The following is a 24,388-nucleotide window of genomic DNA, read 5'->3' on the forward strand; positions in this document are numbered from 1 at the left end:
CCTTTAACATGCTTCACTCATCATAACATGCCACCTGATCAACATGTGGGAGCATTTTATTGGACATTCCAATTAATTTCCATTATATTAAAAGTTTAGTTACAGCATATATATTGGAGGCGAGACGCGTCATGGATCAAATCCTTAAACCATACCCGCTGCCTGATACAATAAAAACACGCATTCAATCAATCAATAACAACAATCAAATCCGGATTCAAGACGACCTCGATAAACTCGGCCGAACCGGCTATACAGCACCCGATACCCATATTGTCAGCGATGCGATCATTGCCTTGGCACTTGGCAAAAATGTCCTGCTCAAGGGGCCAACAGGTTCTGGGAAAACTATGCTTGCCGAATTACTGTCGACGATTTTTTATCAACCGCTCCATTCCATTAATTGCTCCGTCGACTTGGATGCCGAGGCATTGCTTGGTTATAAAACGTTAGAATATGACGACAATCAGCACGCACATATTAAGTTCGTCTCCGGCCCGGTTGAACAGGCAATGAAAAAAGGGCATGTGCTCTATATTGACGAAATCAATACAGCCAAAGCAGAAACATTGCCGATTTTAAATGGCGTCCTCGACTATCGTCGCATGGTACTGAATCCATTCACCGGTGAAACGGTGCGCGCCAACGAAAACTTTGGCGTGATTGCTGCGATTAACGAGGGCTACGTCGGCACCACCCCTTTAAATGAAGCTTTGAAAAACCGGTTTGTCGTGATTGACGTCCCTTACCTGCAAGGAGACCAATTAAAAGCAATGCTTCGCGAACAATCGTTGCTTAAAGATGACGAGACGCTGTCACAATACGTTACACTGAGTCATGACCTCATCGAAAAAGTCAAAGATGGACAAATCTCTGAAGACGGCGCTTCCACCCGGTCATTGTTAGACGCCTGCGATTTGTCAGCTTATATGAAACCCAAGCGCGCTATCCAGAGGGCCATCACTGACAAACTTGACGATGACCGCGAAAAAGCCGCTGTCTTAAATATTGCCGAAACGATCTTCGGACGCTAAGCAGAAGGACTTGAAAGGGTGTCATGATGAAGTTCTTAGATTTTATGGAAAAACGGATTGATCCGTTTTTAAAAATCGAATTATCCGACTTAGCCAAAACATTGGCAGACAACGCCGACTTGAATGTCGAATTCGCATTTCATTCGTATTATAAAAAAGGCGCTGATCTCGTCACCGTTAGCCATTATTGGAACCGTCTGCTCGACGATCGGAACATTGATGGCATGAAAAGCGACATATATTTGCGTGCTTACGGTAACATCCACTTTACAGATTATCAGGTCGTCAACCATTATCTTTCGGGGATTGAAAAGCAGCGTTTCCCTTCGTTTCGTAAACAACTGTTTGCTTTACTGGAAGACGAACGATTGGAACAAACCATCATTAAAGATCGGCCGGGAATGAGCCCCGCCTTTTCCAGTCGTCGCGCCCTTTTCTACAATCGATTCCGCGAACGATTCACCGTTCACAAGAAACAAGCACAGTGGCTTGACCTGCTCTTATGTGCAGCTTATTTGGAAAAGGTAGATCGGCCAGCGGTTCTACCTGCATTCTTACAAACAATCAAACCACAAATCAAAAGCGCCGTAAGAGCAGCGCAAACCGCTGAGTCAACCCGTGATATCGTCCATGTGGCTGAAACATTAATTTCCAATCTGCCAAATGGCATAGACGACATGACGGCTGCCTATTTTACCATGCATGAAGCGGCGCAAGTGGAAGAAACTGAGAAAACCACTGACACTATGGAAGACACTCACGAACTAGTGAGTGATTCTGAAGAAACCTTTGATGATGACCAAGAACCCCATAATGAATCCATGCCATCGTGGCATCAAGAGCAGGAACAAGAAGGTGACAACTTCCTGCAATTTGACTTGAACGAAGGTTCGACGACCGATTTGCTCGGTGAAGGCGAACGTCAAGCGGAACAAGGTGATCAAGCCTACGCCAGTGTCGAAGGCGGCGCTCAAGATACGAATGGTCAGAATTATGATAACTTGGACGATTTGGAGCAAACCGCGACAACCGAACCCGGACACCAGCAAGGACCCATGGGTGAAGCCAACCGTCAAGCTGTCGCTTACTATCTATCACCTGAGCGCCCAACCATAGATGACATCCAAGCTTACAGCCAGCTGAAAGCCCAAGTCAAACCCGTTCAAAAACCATTACAACAGTCGTTGAAGAAGACGATCGAACAGAAACGAATCGCGCCAAGATCCGACCTTCACTTTGGCCGGCTTGGCAGAAAACTATTAAAAATTGTCACTGACGACAATCCACGACTCTTTTATAAAAAAGATGAAGATAACCAAGAATTGGATGTGACTTTTTCTCTTCTGGTCGATTGCTCTGCATCCATGCACGACAAAATGGCGGAAACCAAAGCGGGCATTGTTTTATTTCACGATACGTTGACATCACTTAACATTCCACATGCTATCACTGGCTTTTGGGAAGACGCTTTATCTGCAGATGACCAAGGACAGCCTAACTATTTATCAGAAGTCATCACCTTTGAACGCTCACTGCTGCCCAATCAAGGAGCCAAAATTATGCAGCTAGAGCCTGAGGAAGATAACCGGGACGGTTACGCAATTCGTTTAGCGGCTCAATCGCTTGAGCGTCGACCGGAAAAGCACAAAATTTTATTTGTATTCACTGATGGCGAACCATCCGCTTATAACTACAGTGATAATGGGGTTGTTGACACCAAAGAAGCTGTGATTGCTGCGCGTAGAAAAGGCTTAGAAGTTATTGGCGTTTTTCTTGCGTCAAACAACGCTCAGGAAAGCGAACAAGCGACGATGAAACATATTTATGGGCGCCAGAACCTTATCATTCCTACAGTTGAAGATATCCCCTATTATGTGACACCCCTATTAAAACGTGTGCTTTTGAAGTATATTTAACATAGGATGAGAAATGAAACATTATGCTTGAACTAAAGGAGGTAAGAAAGTTTGAAACGGCTATCATTGATTTTTATGGGGCTATTATTTGCAGCTGCGCTTGCCGGTTGCTCAGAATCGCCGAAACCGCAAGATGCTCTGGAGAAGTATGTAAAGGCTTGGAACAATCAACAATATGAAGATATGTATGCAATGCTTTCAAAGGATGCCAAACAATCGATTGACAAAAAAACATTCGTCAACCGCTACAAGGATATCTATCAAGGGATAGAAACGTCCAACCTCGAAGTGTCATACAAGAAACCGGAGAAAGAAGAAGATATTGACTATGATGACATTCAGGAAAAAAACTTCACCTATCACGTCAAGATGAACACATTAGCTGGCAAAGTATCGTTTGACGATCAAGTTAAACTCATGAAAGAAAAGACTGATGATGACGTATCATGGCGTATCAATTGGGACACATCCATGATCTTTCCACAGCTGAAGAAAGGCCAAACCGTCCATGCAAAAACCCTTTCAGCGGAACGCGGCGAGATTTATGATCGTAATGGGAAAGGACTCGCGATTAACGGTGAGGCATATGAAATCAGTCTTGTTCCCGGTGACGTTAAGGAACATCCGAAGTCAATTGATAAGCTTGCAAACATCCTAGACATTGATGTTCAATATATTAAAGATCAACTTGATCAAAGTTGGGTTAAAGCTAACACCCGCGTTCCTATTAAAACCGTCTCAAAATCAGATAAAAAAACGATTAATCAAGTTAAAAAGCTTAAACCTGTCATTACGCCCACGGTACCAGCTAGACAATACCCATGTGGCGCTGCCTGTGCCCACTTAACTGGCTACACAGGAGGGATTACGGGTGAGGAATATCAAAAATTGAAAGATAAGGGGTATACAAAGCAATCTTCTGTTGGCAAACGAGGGCTTGAAAGCCTGTTAGAAGATCAACTGCATGGAAAAAGCGGCGGTGTCATTTACATTAATAACAGTGACGGGGATCGCGTTGCGACCATCGCTCAAAAGGACCCCGTTAATGGTCAAGACACCAAACTAACCATTGACCGTTCATTACAACAAACCATCTACCAACAAATGAAAGGTGATGCTGGAACCGCGACAGCGATTCATCCGAAAAAAGGTGGCGTGTTAGCACTGGTTAGCACACCAGCTTTTGATCCCAATCAATTTGTTCTGGGGATATCATCAGACGAATACAAATCATTACAAAACGACTCAGGACAACCATTAATTACGCGCTTTAGCAAAACGTACGCACCAGGATCAACCATGAAACCCTTGACAACAGCCGTTGCCTTAAAAAACAAGGCGATTCAACCTGATACAACCATGACGATAAACTCCACAAAATGGCAAAAAGACAGTTCCTGGGGAGACTATTACGTCACCCGGTTGAACCACGACACTCGTATCGACTTGCACACGGCACTTGTTAAGTCTGACAACATTTATTTTGCTAGAACAGCTTTAAAAACAGGTCAAGAGAATTTTGTTAACGGATTACAATCATTCGGTTTTGGTGAAAAACTGGGACTCCCTTTTCCAATGGAACCCTCATCCGTTTCAAAAAATGGATCGATTGACTCTGAAGTCGCGTTAGCCAATTCAGGTTATGGCCAAGGGCAAGTCAACGTTAATCCGTTACATATGTCTTATATGTACAGTGCCTTTATTAACGATGGAAATATTGTTCAACCCCATTTGCTTAAGGGGCAACAAAACGGAAAATGGAAACAAAACCTCATATCATCCGGAGCAGCGAACACCATTCATGATGCGCTCGTCGATGTCGTCCAAAAAGGAACTGCCTCAGAACCCAATGTTACCGGCATCCATATTGCTGGCAAAACGGGAACGGCTGAATATAAAAAAGAGCAAGGCAAAACCGGACGTGAAAATGGCTGGTTTGTCGCCTATGATACTCAAAAAAACGATCTCTTAATGACCATGATGATTGCGGATGTTCAAGACCGCGGCGGCAGTCATTACGTCGTTAAGCAAGTTAAAAACGTTTTTAAAAAAGTCACTGACTAACCTTTTACAAGAACCACCCCTTTGGCTTAACCATCAGCCTTTTGGGTGGTTTTTTTCTGTTCATCTGGGTCATGGTTATTTGTTGCGATCAAGGTCGCAATTTTGCGAATCACCCCTGCCACCAGCATCCACACCGTACAAGAAAGAATAAACGGAAACAACAACGTCTCAACAAGGTTAATCGGTAACCATTGTCTGAAACTAAAAAGTGCAGCCCCAAAGGTAAAATACAAAATTCCAATGTCGCCTAAAATTAAATACCACGGCCGTCTTTGTTTAAAGAAATAGACAATCAAATAGCCGCCAATGGCGATTAAGGTCATCCCTAAAACCAATTGTATAAAAGGCATCCCAGCCTCCCTCCTCGATCTGTTTCCAGTCTTTCCATACAAACAAATTTATACACACATGTTTTGCCAAAATCACAAACGCCACATCAGCCTTAAATGACTTGTTTATAGTTGATCGCCGAGACAAGCCATTGATTATAACATATACAGATTAGAGGAGGGATTCAATTGAAAAATGTGATTTTGTTTGCTGATACCGGGATCGATGATACGCTCGCGATCATTTATGCTTTGAAACATCCAAACATCAATTTAGTTGGGATTGTGAGTGGTTATGGAAATGTCGAACGTAATAAAACATTACGGAATGCAGAATATCTCTTAGATCTGGGAGATCGCAGTGATATTCCAGTCATCGCAGGTGCGACACGGCCATTAAGCGGTGAAGAACCTCCATTTTACCCGGATGTTCACGGTACTGAAGGTCTGGGGCCTATTGATCCGCCTATTAATGAAGAACGCTATTCGGATCGAAGTAACTTTAGTAAACTGTTCGAGCTTATCAAAGCCTATGAGGATGACATAACAATTGTTAATGTTGGCCGGATGACATCACTGGCTATGGCTTGGAATTTGAGTCCAGAGACGATGCAGCTAGTTTCAAACTATTATGTTATGGGTGGTGCCTTCTTGGTACCTGGTAATGTCACCTCTGTCGCTGAGGCCAACTTTTATGGTGACCCTATGGCAGCCGACTTTGTCATACAGACAGCTCAGAATGTGACGGTCATTCCGCTAAACGTCACGGAAAAGGCATTGATCACTCCTGGCCTTGTGGATTACATTGATCAGCAAACGCGATCGGAATTGGGACAAGTGATCGAACCAGTACTTGAATACTACTATGACTATTATAGGGAAGTTCAGCCAGGTATAGAGGGCAGTCCCGCCCATGACTTATTAGCAATGATGGCTGTTGTTGATGACGCTAACATGCTCGAATATCATCAACGTAGGGTTAGAGTCGCTCACATGGATGGCGTCGCAAAAGGATTAAGTATTGCCGATTTCCGGGCATCGGCAGAGGACTGTCATGAACCCGAATGTGATCGTATTGCGTTGTCCATTGACTATAATCAATTTGTGACTAACTTTTTAGATATTATGACGCGACATGTCTAAATGTTGATTTTTACCTTTCATTGAAAAAAGATGCCCAATGGGCGTCTTTTTTTACTGCCTCCCTCTTCATGGAATCTTACGCTACATCCCCATCACCTTTCTAAAATGACGCTATCATTAAATATTGTCAGATTGTCCGTTCATATCCATCAATATAGATTAATACATTAAATTGAACTCAGGTTAAAGGAATGATTTGGTGAATCAATCCAAGCGCGTTAGACAAGAGATCGAAAAACGATGTCATCAATTGTTTGAACATCAAAGTGATGACGGGGCATGGCATTATTGTTTTGAAGGGGCCCTTATGACCGATGCCTACATGATTATTTTGCTTCGAACACTTAATTTAGATGAAGGTACCATCATCCGGAAGTTAGCGGATCGTCTGCGGAGACAGCAGCAAACCAATGGGACATGGCAAGCTCATCCGGATGAACCCAGCGGGAATTTATCTGCCACAACCGAAGCTTATATGGCCCTTTTATATTCAGGATATGTCGATCAAACAGAGCCGGCTATGAAAAAAGCAGCCGCCTATATCAGAGCGCAGGGTGGTCTAAAAAAGACTGGGGTGTTAACCCGACTATTTTTGGCAATGAACGGCCATTATCCTTGGCCTATACTCCCTGTAAACCCAGCTATTGTTGTTTTACTACCGGCGATTTCTCCCGTAGACTTTTATTCTTTGTCCAGTTATGCCCGGGCCCACTTTGCTCCCGCCTTACTTGCAATCGAACATCAATTTTCCAAAACAAGTCAATGGACACCTGACTTAAACCATCTCAATAAAAAAGGATTAAGATCGGATCAACAAAATGACTATTGGCCGGAAATTCAAACGTTGTCCCACGGCACCAGAGATCGCCGATCATTCTTTTCTAACTTAAAAGATGAATGGTACAAACTTAACCAACTTCCAAACAACCTTAAAACGAAACCAGATCGATGGATTGAGGACTATATCTTATCACGGATTGAACCTAATGGTACCTTGCTGAATTATGCCAGCTCCACCTTTTTTATGATATACGGGTTAATGGCTATGGGGTATGCTGCTTCTTCACCTATCATTCAAAAAGCCGTGGATGGCTTAAAAGGCCTGATTTGGGATGCCAATGATGCGTATCATGTACAAAATTCACCTTCAACCGTTTGGGATACAGGACTTATTAGCTATACGCTTCTGGAAAGTGGCATTAAACAAGATCATCCCGGCCTCCTTAAGGCAGCTGATTACTTACTTAACCACCAACAGCAGAAATATAGTGACTGGGCGATTCACGCCCCCAAAGCAGAACCTGGAGGATGGGGTTTTTCACCGTCCAATACCCTTCATCCAGACATGGACGACACGCAAACTGTGCTAAGAACCATTGAGCACTACGCCAAACAACATCAAGCTTATCACACAGCTTATCAGGAAGGCGTACACTGGCTGTTATCAATGCAAAATTCAGATGGCGGTTGGGCGGCGTTTGAGCGCAATACAGATCAATATTTTCTAGCTTTACTTCCTATCAAACATATGAGAAGCGCTGCCATTGATCCAGCGACACCTGACCTCACAGGAAGGACCTTACAGTACCTTGGAAAGCATTTGCAGCTTGATGACAATCATCCCAAGGTTAAAGCAGCCATCAAATGGTTGAAACAGCGCCAAGAGGGTAATGGATCCTGGTATGGACGTTGGGGAGTCTGTTATATCTACGGGACATGGGCGGCTGTTTCCGGATTGGCTTCTGTGTCCACAGGTCAATCAAACGCTGAAGCCATACAAAGAGCTGTCAAATGGCTGACAACCATCCAAAATGAAGATGGCGGTTGGGGTGAATCATGCCGCAGTGATGTTAGTAAATCTTACGTCCCTTTATCCCAGAGTACACCTGTACAAACAGCCTGGGCTGTTGACACGCTTATCGCAGCATCTGAAAAATCTCATCGCGTCATCGAAAATGGCATCCATTATTTATTAAATGCGACGAACGTAACTGAAGAAGCCACAAACGATCCCACCGGTGTCGGTTTACCTGGACAATTTTATATACGCTATCATAGTTATCAGTATATTTGGCCTCTGCTTGCTCTTGCTCACTACTATAATAAATTTGGGAAAAATTGATCTGAAGAAGATGTAAACTAAAAGATGCCTAATAAGGGTGTCTTTTTTATTGGATTGATCGCTTAGAAGGATGAATCGTAGAAGTTGTAAGACATTATTGATTAATAATATTTTTTAAATCTCTAACATCTGCTTCTTGCTTAATAGAACGAAAGGATATGATTTCCATTGCTCTCTGATGTTGTTCAAATTCACTACTTATCGAGTTTTCTAATCGCTCAAATTGGATAGGAATATCCGACACTTTTCGTTCTAATTTCGTTTGACCATCTTCCAGCGTTTCCAACCGATGCTCAACTTTCGTTTGACCTTCCTCTAAGCTTTCTAATCGCAGTTCTACTTTCGCTTGACCTTCCTCTAACAGTTCTAGCCGCATTTCTACATTGCTGAGACGTCCTTCTACTTTGTCTAAGTGTCCTTCTACATTGTCTAAACGCCCCTCGACATTGTTTAAACGCTTTTCAACTTGTTCTAAGCGCCCTTCGACTTGTTCTAAACGACCGTCAATTTTATCAAATCTTTCATTCATTTCTGTACGAAATTGAATAAATTTCTCATCAATAACGGTTCTTAACATTTCTTTTAAATCATCACTCATTTTATCACCTCCAAACTATCTATTATTATAGCATTTCATTTCATTCAGAACACACCAAACATTTGTTCTTGTTAACTATTATACATCATTTCTATAAAGAATCAATCACTTTTTTCGCGAAAAACATCAAAATGCTTCGTAAATATTTATTTAAAGACGGGGCTTTCGCCATTAAATGCTTGGCGACAAGCCAAGTTTTCTTTACAATAATAATGAGGAGGTCATACATATGAGTAATCGTATTGAAAAGGATACCATCGGAGAAATCGAGGTTCCAGAAGACAAACACTGGCGCGCCCAGACTCAGCGAAGCTTTCAAAACTTCAAAATCGGCGATGAAAAAATGCCAGAGGGCGTTATCAGAGGATTCGCTTATCTAAAAAAAGCGTGCGCCATCGTCAACAACGAGAAAGACAAGCTTGACCATGACAAAAAAGATGCCATTGTTGCCGCTTGTGACGAAATACTTGAAGGCAAGTTAAATGACCACTTTCCGCTTGTCGTTTGGCAAACAGGGAGCGGAACGCAAAGTAACATGAACGTTAATGAGGTCGTATCCTTCCGGGGCACAGAAATGCTTAAGGAAAAAGGCAGCGACAAAACGATTCATCCGAACGATGATGTGAACATGGGACAGAGTTCAAATGACACTTTCCCAACCGCTATGCATATTGCCGCCGTTTTATCGGTCAAAAGGCAACTGATCCCTGCCATTGAAAAACTCGCTGGTACTTTTAAGAACAAATCTGAAGCATTTAATGATGTGGTTAAAATTGGTCGGACGCATCTACAGGACGCCACACCATTAACGCTCGGTCAAGAAATCAGCGGCTGGTATACCATGCTGGAAACATCGCTTGAAAGTGTCCGACAGACTGTGGATCATCTACGTGAATTGGCAATCGGCGGGACAGCAGTTGGTACCGGCCTTAATACTCCGAAAGATTTTGGTGAAAAAGTGGCAGCGACGCTGACTGAGCTGATCGGTGAAGAATTCCGGAGCGCCCCCAACAAATTTCATGCGTTGACAAGCCATGATTCGATCACAAATACACATGGGGTTTTAAATTCTCTAGCCGGCGATCTTATGAAAATAGCCAATGACGTTCGCTGGTTAGCCAGCGGTCCGCGCTCAGGCATCGGCGAAATTACAATTCCGGCCAACGAACCGGGCAGCTCCATCATGCCAGGCAAAGTCAATCCAACCCAAGCCGAAGCCTTAACCATGGTTGCTACTCAAATTATGGGTAACCAAACAACAATCAGTGTGGCCAACAGCCAAGGTAACTTTGAACTTAATGTCTTCAAGCCCGTGATTGTTTATAATTTCTTGCAATCGGTACGCTTGCTAACCGATGGGATGCACTCTTTTAATGACAATTGTGCTGTCGGTATTGAGCCCGATCATGATCGCATCAAGCAACATTTAACGAATTCCTTAATGCTTGTTACAGCATTAAATCCACATATTGGCTATGAGAACGCAGCAAAAATCGCCAAACAAGCCCACGCTGAAGGATTAACACTTAAAGAAGCTGCAGTAAAAAGTGGCATCTTAACCGAAGAACAATTTGAGGAATACGTCAATCCTCAAGATATGGTTTAATCCATATGAAAGAGGCTGGACAAATCTAAACAGGATACACAATAGCCGAACAATAAGATATGAAAGCAAGTTCTAAGCGTCGTCAAAATACGTAGACGCCTCGGCAAGCGAAGGACTTTGACGAAGCAATGACGATTTTCAACAAATAATCCGAACTGATCAATAATCAGTTCGGATTATTCTCTGTAACTAATATACTTTTGTCTTAGCCCCATTCTCTCTATATATACAATATGAAAAAACTAAGGATTAAAGCGATTTCGCTTAATTAGTCGGTAAATCGTATAGCCGATCACTCCTACAATCACAACAGCAAGAGATACGGTTCCGAGATAGTCGTTAATCAATCGTTTCGCTTCCTCACCATAAAATGTAATTAATAGACCTTCTGCAAAAAAGCGAACCCCGCGACCGATCAGTGACCATATAATCACTTGCGGTATCGCGACTCTAAATATGCCCGATATAATCGTGAAGATCTTATATGGGACAGGTGTAAATCCGGCAATCGCGAGTGAAGCACCGCCATACTTTTTAAAGTAACCTTCCGTTAAATCAATTTTATCATCCGATACAAATTTGGCTAAAATCTTCCTTCCAAACAGCCGGCCGATCCACCAACCCAACAGTGCCCCTGCAACTGAAGATACGGTCGTTACGAGCGCATACAACAGTGCTGAGGATGGGTTCGCTAACGCTAGCGGAATCAGTAACACATCTGGAGGCACGAGGAAAAATGATGACTCAGTGAAAGCAACAATCATAAGTCCCCAAATATCAAATTTCAAGAAAAAATCAGCCATGGCTTCAATCCATTGATGCATATGTCGAGATCACCTGCTACCCTATTATTTAGAACGCATTTTATCTTATTAAATCATAGGCATTCTTATAACACTTAATCTATCAGACTTTAATTTATAAAAAAATAGTTGTCACACTTTTTTAACGTAATTATTTTGGTCCATTAACGCCGTACAGAAAACCTAAGGAACACTGAGTTCTGAGTTATTCCTTAGGTTCAACATGGACTTGAGCATCCATGATATCATATTGATTGATCAAAGCCTTTTCGACTTCTTGAGTAATATCGTGACTCCTTTTGACATCAAGTTCAGGATTAACGTGAATGACAACATCAACAATCACGTTGCTGCCGTACGTCCTCGCCTTAATATTCCCGATCTCTTTGACACCAGGAACCCTAAAAATGGTTTGTTTATAGGCTGTTAATTGGTTTTCATCAAAACCATCCGTGAGTCGATGAGACGATTCCTTAAATATATCCCAGGCTGTTTTACATATAAGCAGCCCGACAATAATCGCCGTCACGGGATCTAACCATGGCAAACCAAATTGCGAACCGATAATCCCGACAGCCGCACCGATACTCACCCATGCATCTGATCGGTTATCTTTAGCTGCTGCCATTAAGGATTGACTGTTGACTTGCTCTGCTAGCCTGCGATTATACCAATAAACACCATACATAACCACTGCTGCTCCCAGAGCCGTCCAAGCGGAGAGCCAATCCGGCGACTGATGCCTATCACCAATGACCGATAGAAATGCTTGATATAATACTTGTAAGCCAACCGTCATCATAATAAATGATGCAATCAGTGATGCCACTTGTTCAGAACGCCAGTGACCATAAGGATGATCCTCATCAGGTGGCTTCCGCGAAATTTTCAATCCAACTAAAACGGCCACTGATGCAATAATGTCTGTCGTATTATTTAATCCATCAGCTCTAAGGGCTTCAGAACCTGAAAATGTACCAATAACTAATTTAATGACAGACAAAAATATGTAGGCGATGATACTGATAACCGCCCCTTTTTCCCCTGTCTTTATATCCCGATAATCTTGACTCACAAGGTCAACCTCCAAAAAATAATTGAAGCATGATAAATCATAACAAACGGTTTCTAGGTAAGTCTACAGAAATTTTTTGTAGTCATTACATCTATTTGAACATGATTAAAAAAAGTTGGACGTAATCAACTCTTATCTCCTTAAAAGATAAACTTTTTTATAGAAGCTTAGCCCCACCAGAATACTCTGATGGGGCTTTCCTTACTGCTGTGAGTCATCATCATCTTTCTTATGATGTTGATTGTCTTTAGCCATTTTCAATAAATTTTCCAGCATGTGAATCATATCATCATCACTGCGCCCGCGTTGGGTTAATTGTTGATCATGTCTCTCCTGGTCATCTTCATCTGCTTCAGATGTTGACGTATCACTTTCGGATATTTCCCCTTCAATCGAAGATTTCGGTCCATCTGGCAGCTGATCTTGTTTACGACGTTCATCCACCAAATAAGCGGGAATCGGCATGCCATCAGGCGTCACATAATATTTGTGCATACGTCGTGTCTCTTTATCAAAATAACTGTAGACGACTGGAACGACAAGCAAAGTAAGGAAAGTCGCACTAATCATACCGCCAATCACGGTTATTCCCATTGGCTGTTGGATTTCCGTGCCTTGCCCAATACCTATAGCGATTGGAACCAACCCTAGAATTGTTGTAATAGCGGTCATTAAAATCGGACGGGTTCTGACTTTAACGGCTTCAATAATGGCGTCGTAGGATCGTTCACCGCTTGCTTTCAATTGATTGATATAATCAACCAACACAATTGCGTTATTGACGACGATACCCGCCAGAACAACTAAGCCTATGAGCGCAGTAGCACTAATCGGTGTCTGAGTCATCGTTAACCCCAAAGCAACACCAATAAAGACTAATGGAACCGTCAGCATAATCACAAAGGGATATTTGAACGATTCAAATTGAGCTGCCATAACGAAATAGACTAAAATCACGGCTAAACCGAATGCCAACCCGAGCTTTTGAATCGCGTTCTGAAGCATTTCAAAATCTCCCGTGTATGAAACATCCACCTCATCATCGAGATCTAAATCTTTAATATCTTTTTGAATGGCTGATTTCACTTCACCCAACGTTGTATCATTTGAAAACTCGACGGTAAATTCAACAGCTCTCTGTTGACCTTTCCGGTTAATAGCAACGGGCGAATCACCTGTTTTCATTGATGTCACTTCATTTAAAGCAACGTATTGTCCTGTTGGCGCTTTGATCATTAAATCTTTTAAAGCTTGTTTTGATTCTGTCGTTTCATTGTTGTAACTCACATTAACATCCAACACTTGACTATCTTTTGTCGTTAGTTGGGTCGCATCTGTACCTCGCGTCACACTATTAACGACTTGAGCGATCTGCCCTGGAGTAAAACCATGATCACGAGCAGCCTCGTTATCCACTTGGATTTGTAACTCTTGGACCGTTTCAGACTCATTATTCGTCACTTCAACCACATCATCAATGTCTTTCACTGTTTTACTAATATCTTGGACTGCTTTATCTAAACGCTGGATATTATCATCACGAACATTAAACGTTAAAACATTGGCTTCAGAGCCCATACCGTTCTGTTGATTAAGCTCAACTTTCTTTGCTTTCACGGCGGCATCTTCAACATCATTTCTGATTTCTTCAATAAATCCGGACGTTGCCATATCCCGATTGTCTTGATCAGCCATACTGATGTAAATTTGGGCTTGACTCGGTGTTCCTTCACCACCAGGTCCTTGGCTCTGTGATGAACCTACAAGACTGAAGTAATCTTTAACTGCCGGCTGGTCATCAAGAACATCTTCAACATTTTGAACGACCTTATCCGTAGTATCTAAAGCCGTTCCATTTTCCATTTCTAAATTGATCGTAAAAAAACCTTGATCCTGCTGAGGTAGGAATTGTGTCCCGGTTCTTGTTAATCCAAAAATACCGCCTGCCAGTAACAAAATCGTAATGAGTAACACAGTGATCCGGTGGTTAAGTGCCCACGCCGCTGCATTCCCTATGGATTTAACAAGACCGCTGTTTCGACGTTTTTCCTCAATGTTTTTCTCAGAAGGTTTTAAAATCCGGCTTGCGATCATCGGAACAACTGTTAAAGCTACAAACAAAGACGCCAATAGACTGAAAGCGATCGTTAAAGAAAATTCTTTAAACAAATCCCCAATGATGCCCGTGATAAAGAATACCGGTACAAAGACTGCTACTGTGGTCAAGGTCGAGGCTATAATCGCAACACCGACTTCTTTTGTTCCCTCAAAGGCCGCCACCTTACCATCTTTGCCCATATTAATATGCCGGTAGATATTCTCGATGACAACGATGGAATTATCCACAAGCATTCCTATCCCTAAAGCCAAACCACCAAGCGTCATAATATTTAACGTAAAACCGGAAAAGTAGACTAATACAAACGTGACGATGACCGAGAAAGGAATCGATACACCGATAATCAATGGTGTTTTGAAGTTTCTTAGAAAGAAAAACAAGACAATCATTGCGAACACAGCACCAAGAATAAGCGAACGAATCATACTACTAACCGCTTGTTGTACAAACGTCCCTTGGTCAAATAAAACGGCCGATTCCATATCATCATATTGATCTTGACCCATTAAATCATCAAGTTTTTTATTAAAAGCTTTTGAGACACTTGCAGTATTCGCATCAGATTGCTGCATGACATTCATTAATAAGGCTGATTCTTGGTTGCTTCTTGTAATGGTATTATCATTGGTAGGCGCCACTTTGATTTGGCTAATGTCCTTAATGGTGACATCGTTTCCATTCGGTGCTTGTGTGACGACAACGTCTTTGACATCAGCCACTGAATGCAGTTGACTGATAATACGCGTCGTTAATTGTTTGTCACCAGACTTTACCGTCGAACCCGGTACCGATACGTTGTTGGCTTGAAGACTTTGAACAACATCGGATTGGGTCAACTGATAACTTTTTAGTTGGCTCTGATCTAACTGAACTTTGATCTCATCGACGGTTAATCCCTTGTAATTAACACTAGCGACACCATCTACTTGAGACAACTTTTGTTTCAAATCTTGGGCTTTCGTTTCGAGATTAATGTCGTCATTAGGTGAGCTTATAGCGATTTGCATAATCGGAAACTGTGATGGATCAAATTTCATAAACCGCGCATTTGAAACGCTATCGGGTAGATCGGTCGAATCAATCGCATTTTGAATATCGGACTGAACATCGTCAATGTCCGTGTCATTCGTGAATTGCAGAATGGTGACACTTGATCCTTCCTGCGATGTTGACGAAATCGATTTTAACCCTGATATCGTTGATAGGTTATCTTCGAGCGGCTTCGACACTTCTTCAACAACTTCAGTTGGCCCGGCGCTGGGATACGAGGCAACGACAGCACCGACAGGCGGATTAATGCTTGGAATTAATTTCAGCGGTGTACCGATCACTGAAACAATACCGAGAATAATAAAGATAAACATCGTTACTAAGGTGAATACCGGACGTTTAATTGAAAATTGACTGATTTTCAAATGCTGGATCCTCCTCTGTATGTACTTTTCACATTGTCTAAACGGTTGTCATTCCCGTCAAGTTTCAAACAATGCCCTATTGAACCCCGTTATGTTAAGTTTTCCTTAAGTGGATGTCAGACACATTATGGTTAACCGATTTTCTCAATATTAAATCCGCGCGTTCCCTTGAGGGTAAAATATTCAATCTGAGATTTTTCTTATTGATCTCATTCCATATTTGTGTCGCCTGACTAAGAGCTTCAGATTCAGTAAGGGCAGCATAAGCATGAAAATAAGCGTCAGGATCTTGAAACGCTGAGGCTCTTAAAAGCGAGAATCGATGAAGATACCATTCTTTTATATCTTCTTCTGCCGCATCAATATAAATAGAGAAATCGAAAAAGTCTGATACAAAGGTGTACGGCAGATTACCTCCCTTATTCTGAGGCAATTGTAGGACATTAATGCCTTCTAGAATAATAATATCAGGCTTATGAATGACATTGGCATCATTCTGCAGCACATCATACTGATGATGGGAATAAATAGGGACGGAAACATCGTCGGCCCCTGATTTCAGTTGATCAAGCACTTCAATCAGTTTTTTGACATTAAAACTTTCAGGAAAGCCCTTTCGATTCATGATGCCTTTTCTCTCTAGAACAGCATTAGGATACAAAAATCCGTCTGTTGTGATGATGTCAACTTTGGGACGTTCATCCATTCGCTCTAAAAGCGCTTTAATAAGCCTCGAAGTCGTGCTTTTTCCCACCGCAACACTGCCAGCAATACCGATAATAAAAGGAACCTTCTCGGTGCTTTTCTTTAAAAAGTCGTTTGTATGCTGGTGTAAAGTTTTAGATGCCGTAACATAAATATTTAAGAGCTGCGCAAGCGGCATATAAATGTTCTGAACCTCGTCAGGTGTGATTTCGACGTTAAGGCCTTCCAAAGCCTTGATCTCTTTCTTTTGCAACGGAATCGCATGATTTTTAGCTAGTTGAGACCACTCATCTCGTGTAAACGACATATACGGTGATACATCTTGTGTTTGATTCAATTTGACCCAACTTCCTTTTACCTAATGTCTATTGTTAAATACAAGTTACACTGATATTAATAATGATAACGTTATCCAATTAACACTATTGTTAAAGATAACGCCTATAGTAACATTCGTAAAGTGATATTATCTCATATCTTTGTCTTTTGGTGAATGATTGTTTTAGGAGGTTTTACAAAAGGAGGTTCTGATTCGTATCCTGCGAGCCCCCAAATAAAAAAACGTCCTTCCCATCAAAATGAGAAGGAGCGTTTCGTTTAAGGAATTTTATTTTTCCTAAAAAAGGAACCTCTTGAAAATCCAACTGAACCAATCTTGCAAGGTATCTTTTATGTCGTCAATAACCGGGTGATCATCGCGTCCAGGCTTTTGATGATGATGATGACCCACAATGTCTTCAGACGAACGGAGCTTCAGTTGAACAGTTCCGTTATTTTCCCCAGAGATACCGGTTAGGTTGACTTTATCTCCTTTTTTAAACGAAAAGTCAGCATAACTGAGTCCTGTACGGTGGTCGACATGCACCCATACACTTTGATGACTTTTGGTGACTTTCAATTCAAACGTCCCTTGATTATTGACTTGCTTGATTTCTGAAATTCGAACATTTTTTAGGCTGACGAGTTGTCCCTCGTTATCTTCACCCAAGTCATTAGGTTTCAGTTTCAGCGGTTTCGGCAGCTTGGATGTGCCCGATTTTTCTAAGGAAGTGATGCCAGCCAATTGAAGTTCACCATGAAATTCTCTAGTTTGCGCTGTAACTTTAACAACATCACCTTGTTTGACATCATATTCACTCTGATTAACATAAACTCCTGCTGTGTCATCCTGAATATAGAAACCTTTGTTACCCCAGGACCCTGGTGTTGACGTCACCACGCCTTCAACTGTAACGGTTGAACCTAGTTTAGCTTCGCGAGCCTTTTGAAGTGAAACCTCTCCTAAATGATTAGAGTCATCATTAACTTTTTTAATACGACCTTCCTTTTTGTAAGTGATCGGTTCGCCGTTGAAAGATTTAACAAAATTGATCGTGGCTTGTAAATCAACCGGACCGTCAACAGCATTCTTACCAAGTTCACTGATTGGACGATAACTGCTGCCTGTCGAGGTCGCCATATAATTATTGACCGTTAGCGTATATGTCTTGTCAGGATCAATTTTATCTCCATTAGGTAAGAAGATATCGACGACTTCATCCGTTGACTCCGACCAAGTATAGTTTAATCCTCCAACACTGAAATCGGGTCCATAGGTTTCGCTCAGTTGCGCATTTAAAATCTTGTACATATCCGCACCCGTGACATCCAGTTTGACGAGCCAGTTACCAAAGGGTTGGATGTTGTACAGATCGCCCCAAGTAATCGGCCCGGCCGGCAAATTGGCACGAATACCTCCCCCATTCATTAATGCGAAATCCGAATTCATTTCCGCTGTCATGGCATCAGCTAGTAAGTTGCCTAATGCATTGTCCCCTTTTGTTTCATCATTGGCATAGCCACCGTTGATATCAATAGCAGCTTGACCGACGACTTCTTCAGTAATAGGGGCAACTTTTTCTTTGTAAGTTTCGATAATATTTTTAACTTCAGGATTAGGTTCAATTTTATTCGTATAATTGTAGACAACTTCAGCTTTCTTGTTAACAATATCACCGGTTTCAGGGTCAATTTGAAGATCAATATCACCGAATGCTTTGCCGTATTCAGATGCCTGAACAATTAATTTATTATCGACGACACCATTATTGACTTTATGGTTATGTCCTGAGACAATCACGTCCACTTCATCATCGATATTCTTAGCCAGACCGGCCGCATCACCGGTTACCGTATCACCATTCTGCGTCCCTGGAATATGGGATAGAACGACAATTGATTCAACACCTTTTGCTTTGAGTTCTTTAGCATATTTGTTAACAGCCGTCGCTTCATCGGTGAAGGTGACATTCTCAATGGACGACGGAATAATGTCACCGCGGGCTGCCTGAGTGATTACACCGATAAATCCGATCTTTTCTCCGCCCACTTCTTGAATAGAATAAGGATTGAGCACAGGTTGACCGGTATCTTTATATTCAACGTTAGCCTCAATCATTGGAAAATTCATACCGTCATAGCCTTCAATACTCTTACCATCCTCATGTTCTCCGCCATTAATGAGTCGGTTCATTTCTTCTACGCCGTCATCAAACTCATGATTACCGACAGTGCCAACATCAAAGCCGATCGCTTCCATCACTTCTACTGTTGGCTCATCGTGTAGTAACGCAGAAACTGGTGGACTACCACCCACCATATCTCCAGAATGAACCATTAATGTGTTGGGATGGGTTGCTGCACGCTTTTTAAGGTAAGCGGCTTCGGTCGCCATACCACCGACGGTTTCCTCGGTACCATCGCCATCGACATCTGTTTGGACGACTTCGTTAATTTTACCGTGTAGATCATTCATCGTTAGTAACTGAACAGAAACAAGATCTTCTTTCGGCTGATCCGTAAATGCCGGGGTATACCCTTCTGCCTTAGCTGTCGCTTCATCCCAGAAGAAGATCCGTTTATCTACTGGGACTTGCTCCCAGTCCTTAGGTTTGACGTAGCTTTTGGTCTCCGAGTTACCAACATATTTGGTCAATCCTTTGCCCTGTTCCCGGGCCCGAAAAACAAACGGTAATTCCGCTAAAGGATCATCCGGATTCCATATCCCTAGTCCTTGGTCTTTCGCTGACCTGACAGCCGATTGATACTTTTGATATACAGTCTTATCACCGATCGGCCAAATGAAATAGGTAACAGCATAGCCTTGTCTCACCATTTCAAGGTTAATATTTTTCTCGTCCGATTTCCGGATGACTTGAGCGAGCAGTCGACCATAATCATCCTTCGGCTCTTGTCCAAGCTTGATCGTCACCTTATCACCGGACTGCAGCAATTTTTTCATGTAAGCTTTAGCAGCCTCACCGTGTTCCTTTTGACTTTTATCTGCATCCGTTGGTCCGTCATAATAGGTTTCCGATGTATCAATATTTAAGAACCGAACTTTGTCAGAACCAAGCACCGGATTTTTAAGATGAATCGTATCTCCGTCGGTCACATAGTCAACAGTTGCTGTATACTCACCAGCTGCTGTTGGAGCCTCAGGCTGCTCCGAGGATAAAGCGATGTCCGCAGATGAACGCGGTATCAGCTGATAGGCATCATTATATTGACCTAGAATCGCTGTCACATCATACCAGTGTCCAGCTTCAACGTTTGATAAATCAAGCGATCCTTCCATTACTCGAAGGGTCGTAGCTTGATAGTCTTGATTAATAAAAGTGATATTATAACCACCGCCTGCTGGCGAATCTGGAATGTTGCTAATATAGCCGTTCACATTGACCAGTGATCCTTCTAAAGGTTCAGAAACCGCTGATTGTTGAAGGTCAGCAATTGTGACATCTTTTGGCTGTGGTAATGAAGCATCTTCTTCGATAACTTTAATCCCATCTTGATTTGGCTTAATTTCCGTTAGCTGATTATAAGAAGTGATTTGACCTGTGACGCGGATTTTGTCTCCTTTCTCAAGCGAAGGAAACTGAGATGGATCAACAGCAAACACGTTGATACCTGCTGTGTCATCTTGAATGTAGGTTGACAGCTGCCCACCGCCAATCGCCGCATTATCAGCCGTAACGACCCCTTCAACAGTGACGATTTTCCCTGACATGCCTTTCGCCTGCTGAATGGTAGCCTCTTGGGGGGCCCCATCGTCAGGTGAAGTTCCTCCACCATCCATCTCATGTTGACCCAAATTCGAAAAAGTGTCATTTGAGAGAGATGTCCATTCTGTTTCATCATATGTCGTGTTCCCGCTTGTAACAGACGACTTTCGTACTAACGTTGTGTCTTTGGCAAAGGCTTGTCCGCTACCAATCGTACCGACAATGTCGACAGGCGACCCATCCTTATTTAGAACAATGGCGTCATTCCCATTAAAATTAACCACACCGGATGTTGTATCGGCGGCGTTAAGTATCTTGTCAGCAGCACTCGAATGAGCGATAACAAGTGTTTGACCACTGTCCAAATTTCCAGACAATTGTTGTGATCGGTTCGCGGTTTCACTTTCATTAGAGTATAATTCGATTTGATAGTTTGATAGATCAACCGCATGTCCAGTCCCATTAAAAATCTCAATGGCCTTGTTGTATGAACTTCCTTCAACATACTCCGAGATTATAAGATTTTCGGGACCCGATGTTTCTTCTGCACTCGCTGGTTGTGCCAAAACACTTGAAAAATTCGACAGTACCAAGGCTAATACAAGCAAATGGGCTAACAACTTACTCTTAAGGAAATGTCTCAATGGTCGTACCTCCTTTAAATCATGTACACATAGAATGATAACGAATAAGTATTAAGTCGAGATTAATAGATTGTAAAAACTGTTGTCATTTCGACATACTTCGTTAATCATCACACTTCTGCCTTTCATCGCTGCAATCCTTTCTTGTACCGGAAAACGGGTAAAAGGGGCTAAAATATAAGAAAGGCATAGGTCCATTGAACCACCTTAGTGAACATGACATATTAGGTGAACAACTCTTGTTTCATGGCATAAATCGCCGCTTGGGTGCGGTCATGTAGACCAAGCTTACCAAGTAAGTGACTTACGTGAGTCTTCACTGTTTTTTCTGTAATGAACAATGCATTGGCAATTTCCTTATTGCTTTTTCCTAGAGCAATTTGCTGGAGAACATCTTTTTCCCGTGACGTTAATTGCTCAATGAGTTGATTGTCTTCTTGAGGTGCTTGATCGGAGAAATAGTTCAGCAAAAGGTGTGCGGCTTCAGAATGCAGTTTGGATTTTCCTTGATAAGCATCGCGAATAACGTTTACTAATTCGTCTGGATCAACATCTTTTAATTGATAGCCAAAAGCGCCTGCTTTGATCGCCGGAAGTACATGGTCATAATCCGAAAAGCTGGTCAACACAATCACTTTAACATTTGGGTATTGGTTCTTAAGTGCCTTTGTCGCTTCAATACCATCCATCTTCGGCATCTGCAAATCCATTAGAACAATATCTGGCTGGACATCAGCAACGATTTGAATAGCTGTTTCCCCGTCTTCCGCTTCACCAACGATGTTAATATCATTTTGTGATTCCAGAAAAAATCGTAATCCTTTCAAAACAATTAAATGATCATCAACAAGTACAATTTTAATCGCCATCGTAAATCACCTCTCACTGTTATCTGTGCCTATCGGAATCCAAACATCGATAACTGTACCATCATCGGGAGTTGACATGATATCCAATTGTCCGTTAACCAAGTTCACCCGTTCTTGCATGCTGGATAATCCGATGGTCTGTTTTTGTCTAACCGTTTCTGCTGCAAAGCCGGTTCCATAGTCAGTTAATGTCATGCGTACCTTGTACTGATCTTGTGTGAGTTCAATATCAGCAACATTCGTTTTTGCATGCTTACTCATATTATTAATAGCTTCCCGACCAATCCACGACAACGCTTCCTCAATTTTTCGCGGCAATGATTGAATTCCTGAAACCTGTTTTTGTCGAAGCTGGATCCCTAGATTCTGGGCGTAAGTTTTTAGTGACGTCACAATACCTTGCTCAACACCTGCAGGTCGCAGTTGCCAAATTAACGCCTTCATTTCCGATAATGCTTCCTGTGAATAGGATTGGATATCACCTAATGTCTCTGCTAACAATGACTGATCATCTTGGACCGACTGACGCATGCCCTTTGCAAGTAACGACATGGAAAAAAGCTTTTGATTGACGGAATCATGAAGATCACGCGCTAAGCGGTTCCGTTCTTCGTATAACATCATGGCCTCACGCTCTTGTCGTAACCGTGACCGCTCAATCGCTAACGCCAGATGCTCAGCAACGGCATGCATCACATCAATGTCAACATCGTCGACGGATTGACCTTTATCAACTCCAAAGGCAAGAACGCCCAATGGCCGATCATTGATACTAATTGGGATCGCGACACCATTATAATCGTCTAAGCCTGTTTCGCTGCGATATGAACGAGTCATTTGCTGCTGCACTTCGTTTGTCAAAAACGCACGCTGGATCCAATGATCATGATCCTGAGGAATACGCTCACATCCAATGGCGCGATAGTGTTTATTTAAAGACTTAATTTGTAACTCTTGCCCAGATGGAACAACAATGGCACATAACGGGAACTGAAAAGTCTTAGCAACCCTATCATTGAGCACCGCTAGCAAATGCTCTGTGTCGTCAGTCTCCCAAATACAACGTGTCAACTGATCGAGTTTTTCATAATGCTTAGCCCGCTTTTGCTCTGCATGATACAATGTCGTCCGTTTAATCGCTGTTCCAATCTGATAGGCCACCGACTGCAACAGTGCCAATTCCTCATCAGTAAAATGCGTTTTGTCTGGCGCTGCCACATTAAGGATACCAAAGCGTTCTTCACCGGCTACTAACGGAACCGTCGCATGATGTCGAATATTTTTCGTATCACCCCAATGATATTTCACCGCATTTTCCAAACGCTTGCATTGAATGATATTAACAGGCTCCTCAAGCTTGCCATTCCAATAATCGTTCAAACACCAACAAGATCCATGACACATCGGCTTTTTATCATCCCATGTTAAGGCTGGCGGTAAGTGTCTATCGGCAATGAACGTATAATGCGGTTTCTCACCGACAAGAAACATCCATCCTGTTGATAAATCCAAAATGTCCAATAATTTTTCTAACACCGATTGCAACATTTCCTCTAAATCATTAGCACCATTCAACGTTTCAGCGATGATTTTCAGTGTATTTAATTCGTTGACTCGACCTGATTCGTTCATTCCAATCCCTCTTTAAAAATGTTTTCATTTATCATAAAATTGATATTATTATTTTAACAAAGATCTCTTTACCTATGGATTTTAGTTTTAGGCCGCATTTGAAATATACGTCGCTTTCCTCGGGCGACCAGTGAGCCTCCTCGAATTCCGCTACCGCTTCGTTCTGCGGGGTCTCACTTTGATCGCGGTTCCCGCAGGAGTCTACGTGTATTTCAAATACTCATGCCTACAGCAACAATCTTTCATAAAATAGCCTAGCAAAAACTTGACC

General features: G+C 42.2%; 15 protein-coding genes. 6 read left to right on the forward strand and 9 right to left on the reverse strand.

Annotation, left to right across the window (positions count from 1 at the left end):
* Positions 1-131: 131 nt before the first annotated feature.
* Genes B9Y89_RS18515 through B9Y89_RS18525 form a run of 3 tightly spaced genes read left to right on the forward strand, consistent with a single transcriptional unit; the run spans position 132 to position 5,014 of the window.
* Positions 132-1,034, forward strand: a complete 903-nt coding sequence (locus B9Y89_RS18515; protein ID WP_085524652.1) for an AAA family ATPase — start codon at positions 132-134, stop codon at positions 1,032-1,034.
* Positions 1,035-1,060: 26 nt separating this feature from the next.
* A complete protein-coding gene (locus B9Y89_RS18520) occupies positions 1,061-2,950 on the forward strand; it encodes a vWA domain-containing protein (protein ID WP_176222291.1) in 1,890 nt (629 codons plus the stop codon).
* A gap of 51 nt (positions 2,951-3,001) precedes the next feature.
* Complete coding sequence (locus tag B9Y89_RS18525) at positions 3,002-5,014, forward strand: penicillin-binding transpeptidase domain-containing protein (RefSeq protein ID WP_085524654.1); 2,013 nt, start codon at positions 3,002-3,004, stop codon at positions 5,012-5,014.
* Positions 5,015-5,040: 26 nt separating this feature from the next.
* Here B9Y89_RS18525 and B9Y89_RS18530 read toward each other — a convergent pair whose 3' ends face one another.
* On the reverse strand, positions 5,041-5,364 hold the full coding sequence (locus tag B9Y89_RS18530; RefSeq protein ID WP_085524655.1) for a hypothetical protein: 324 nt from the start codon (positions 5,362-5,364) through the stop codon (positions 5,041-5,043).
* 177 nt (positions 5,365-5,541) lie between these two features.
* On the opposite strand from B9Y89_RS18530, the gene B9Y89_RS18535 reads away from it, so the two are divergent.
* Both B9Y89_RS18535 and shc read left to right on the forward strand, forming a co-directional pair.
* The gene (locus B9Y89_RS18535; protein ID WP_369596748.1) at positions 5,542-6,486 is read left to right on the forward strand and encodes a nucleoside hydrolase; all 945 of its coding nucleotides are present in this window, start codon (positions 5,542-5,544) and stop codon (positions 6,484-6,486) included.
* Between the two features lie 199 nt (positions 6,487-6,685).
* Positions 6,686-8,608 (forward strand): squalene--hopene cyclase, encoded by a 1,923-nt coding sequence (shc, locus tag B9Y89_RS18540; protein ID WP_176222292.1) that lies wholly within the window; start codon positions 6,686-6,688, stop codon positions 8,606-8,608.
* Positions 8,609-8,702: 94 nt separating this feature from the next.
* Here shc and B9Y89_RS18545 read toward each other — a convergent pair whose 3' ends face one another.
* Positions 8,703-9,206, reverse strand: a complete 504-nt coding sequence (locus B9Y89_RS18545) for a hypothetical protein (RefSeq protein WP_085524658.1) — start codon at positions 9,204-9,206, stop codon at positions 8,703-8,705.
* Between the two features lie 229 nt (positions 9,207-9,435).
* Here B9Y89_RS18545 and fumC point away from each other — a divergent pair, with 229 nt between their 5' ends.
* On the forward strand, positions 9,436-10,812 hold the full coding sequence (gene fumC / locus B9Y89_RS18550; protein WP_085524659.1) for a class II fumarate hydratase: 1,377 nt from the start codon (positions 9,436-9,438) through the stop codon (positions 10,810-10,812).
* Positions 10,813-11,054: 242 nt separating this feature from the next.
* Here the strand turns inward: fumC and B9Y89_RS18555 are convergent, their stop codons facing one another.
* The 7 genes from B9Y89_RS18555 to B9Y89_RS18585 all read right to left on the reverse strand — a co-directional run bounded on the left by B9Y89_RS18555 (position 11,055) and on the right by B9Y89_RS18585 (position 24,117).
* The gene (locus B9Y89_RS18555) at positions 11,055-11,636 is read right to left on the reverse strand and encodes a YqaA family protein (RefSeq protein WP_085524660.1); all 582 of its coding nucleotides are present in this window, start codon (positions 11,634-11,636) and stop codon (positions 11,055-11,057) included.
* Between the two features lie 184 nt (positions 11,637-11,820).
* A complete protein-coding gene (locus tag B9Y89_RS18560) occupies positions 11,821-12,690 on the reverse strand; it encodes a cation diffusion facilitator family transporter (protein ID WP_085524661.1) in 870 nt (289 codons plus the stop codon).
* A gap of 201 nt (positions 12,691-12,891) precedes the next feature.
* Positions 12,892-16,224 (reverse strand): efflux RND transporter permease subunit, encoded by a 3,333-nt coding sequence (locus B9Y89_RS18565; protein ID WP_085524662.1) that lies wholly within the window; start codon positions 16,222-16,224, stop codon positions 12,892-12,894.
* A gap of 94 nt (positions 16,225-16,318) precedes the next feature.
* Positions 16,319-17,266, reverse strand: coding sequence for a type I pantothenate kinase (gene coaA / locus B9Y89_RS18570; RefSeq protein ID WP_085524663.1), 948 nt, complete (start codon positions 17,264-17,266; stop codon positions 16,319-16,321).
* A 279-nt stretch (positions 17,267-17,545) separates the two neighbouring features.
* Positions 17,546-21,616, reverse strand: a complete 4,071-nt coding sequence (locus tag B9Y89_RS18575; protein ID WP_085524664.1) for a 5'-nucleotidase C-terminal domain-containing protein — start codon at positions 21,614-21,616, stop codon at positions 17,546-17,548.
* A 224-nt stretch (positions 21,617-21,840) separates the two neighbouring features.
* Positions 21,841-22,485 (reverse strand): response regulator, encoded by a 645-nt coding sequence (locus B9Y89_RS18580; protein ID WP_085524665.1) that lies wholly within the window; start codon positions 22,483-22,485, stop codon positions 21,841-21,843.
* Between the two features lie 6 nt (positions 22,486-22,491).
* A complete protein-coding gene (locus B9Y89_RS18585) occupies positions 22,492-24,117 on the reverse strand; it encodes a GAF domain-containing sensor histidine kinase (RefSeq protein WP_085524666.1) in 1,626 nt (541 codons plus the stop codon).
* Positions 24,118-24,388: the final 271 nt, after the last annotated feature.

Source organism: Tuberibacillus sp. Marseille-P3662, from assembly GCF_900178005.1.
Classification (GTDB): Bacteria; Bacillota; Bacilli; order Bacillales; family Sporolactobacillaceae; genus Marseille-P3662.

Excerpts from the sequence above, each read along its gene's own strand:
- fumC (WP_085524659.1), top strand. The coding sequence starts at position 9,436 with ATGAGTAATCGTATTGAAAAGGATACCATCGGAGAAATCGAGGTTCCA.
- B9Y89_RS18545 (WP_085524658.1), bottom strand. The coding sequence starts at position 9,206 with ATGAGTGATGATTTAAAAGAAATGTTAAGAACCGTTATTGATGAGAAA.
- B9Y89_RS18555 (WP_085524660.1), bottom strand. The coding sequence starts at position 11,636 with ATGCATCAATGGATTGAAGCCATGGCTGATTTTTTCTTGAAATTTGAT.
- B9Y89_RS18585 (WP_085524666.1), bottom strand. The coding sequence starts at position 24,117 with ATGAACGAATCAGGTCGAGTCAACGAATTAAATACACTGAAAATCATC.
- B9Y89_RS18520 (WP_176222291.1), top strand. The coding sequence starts at position 1,061 with ATGAAGTTCTTAGATTTTATGGAAAAACGGATTGATCCGTTTTTAAAA.
- B9Y89_RS18580 (WP_085524665.1), bottom strand. The coding sequence starts at position 22,485 with ATGGCGATTAAAATTGTACTTGTTGATGATCATTTAATTGTTTTGAAA.
- B9Y89_RS18530 (WP_085524655.1), bottom strand. The coding sequence starts at position 5,364 with ATGCCTTTTATACAATTGGTTTTAGGGATGACCTTAATCGCCATTGGC.
- B9Y89_RS18515 (WP_085524652.1), top strand. The coding sequence starts at position 132 with ATGGATCAAATCCTTAAACCATACCCGCTGCCTGATACAATAAAAACA.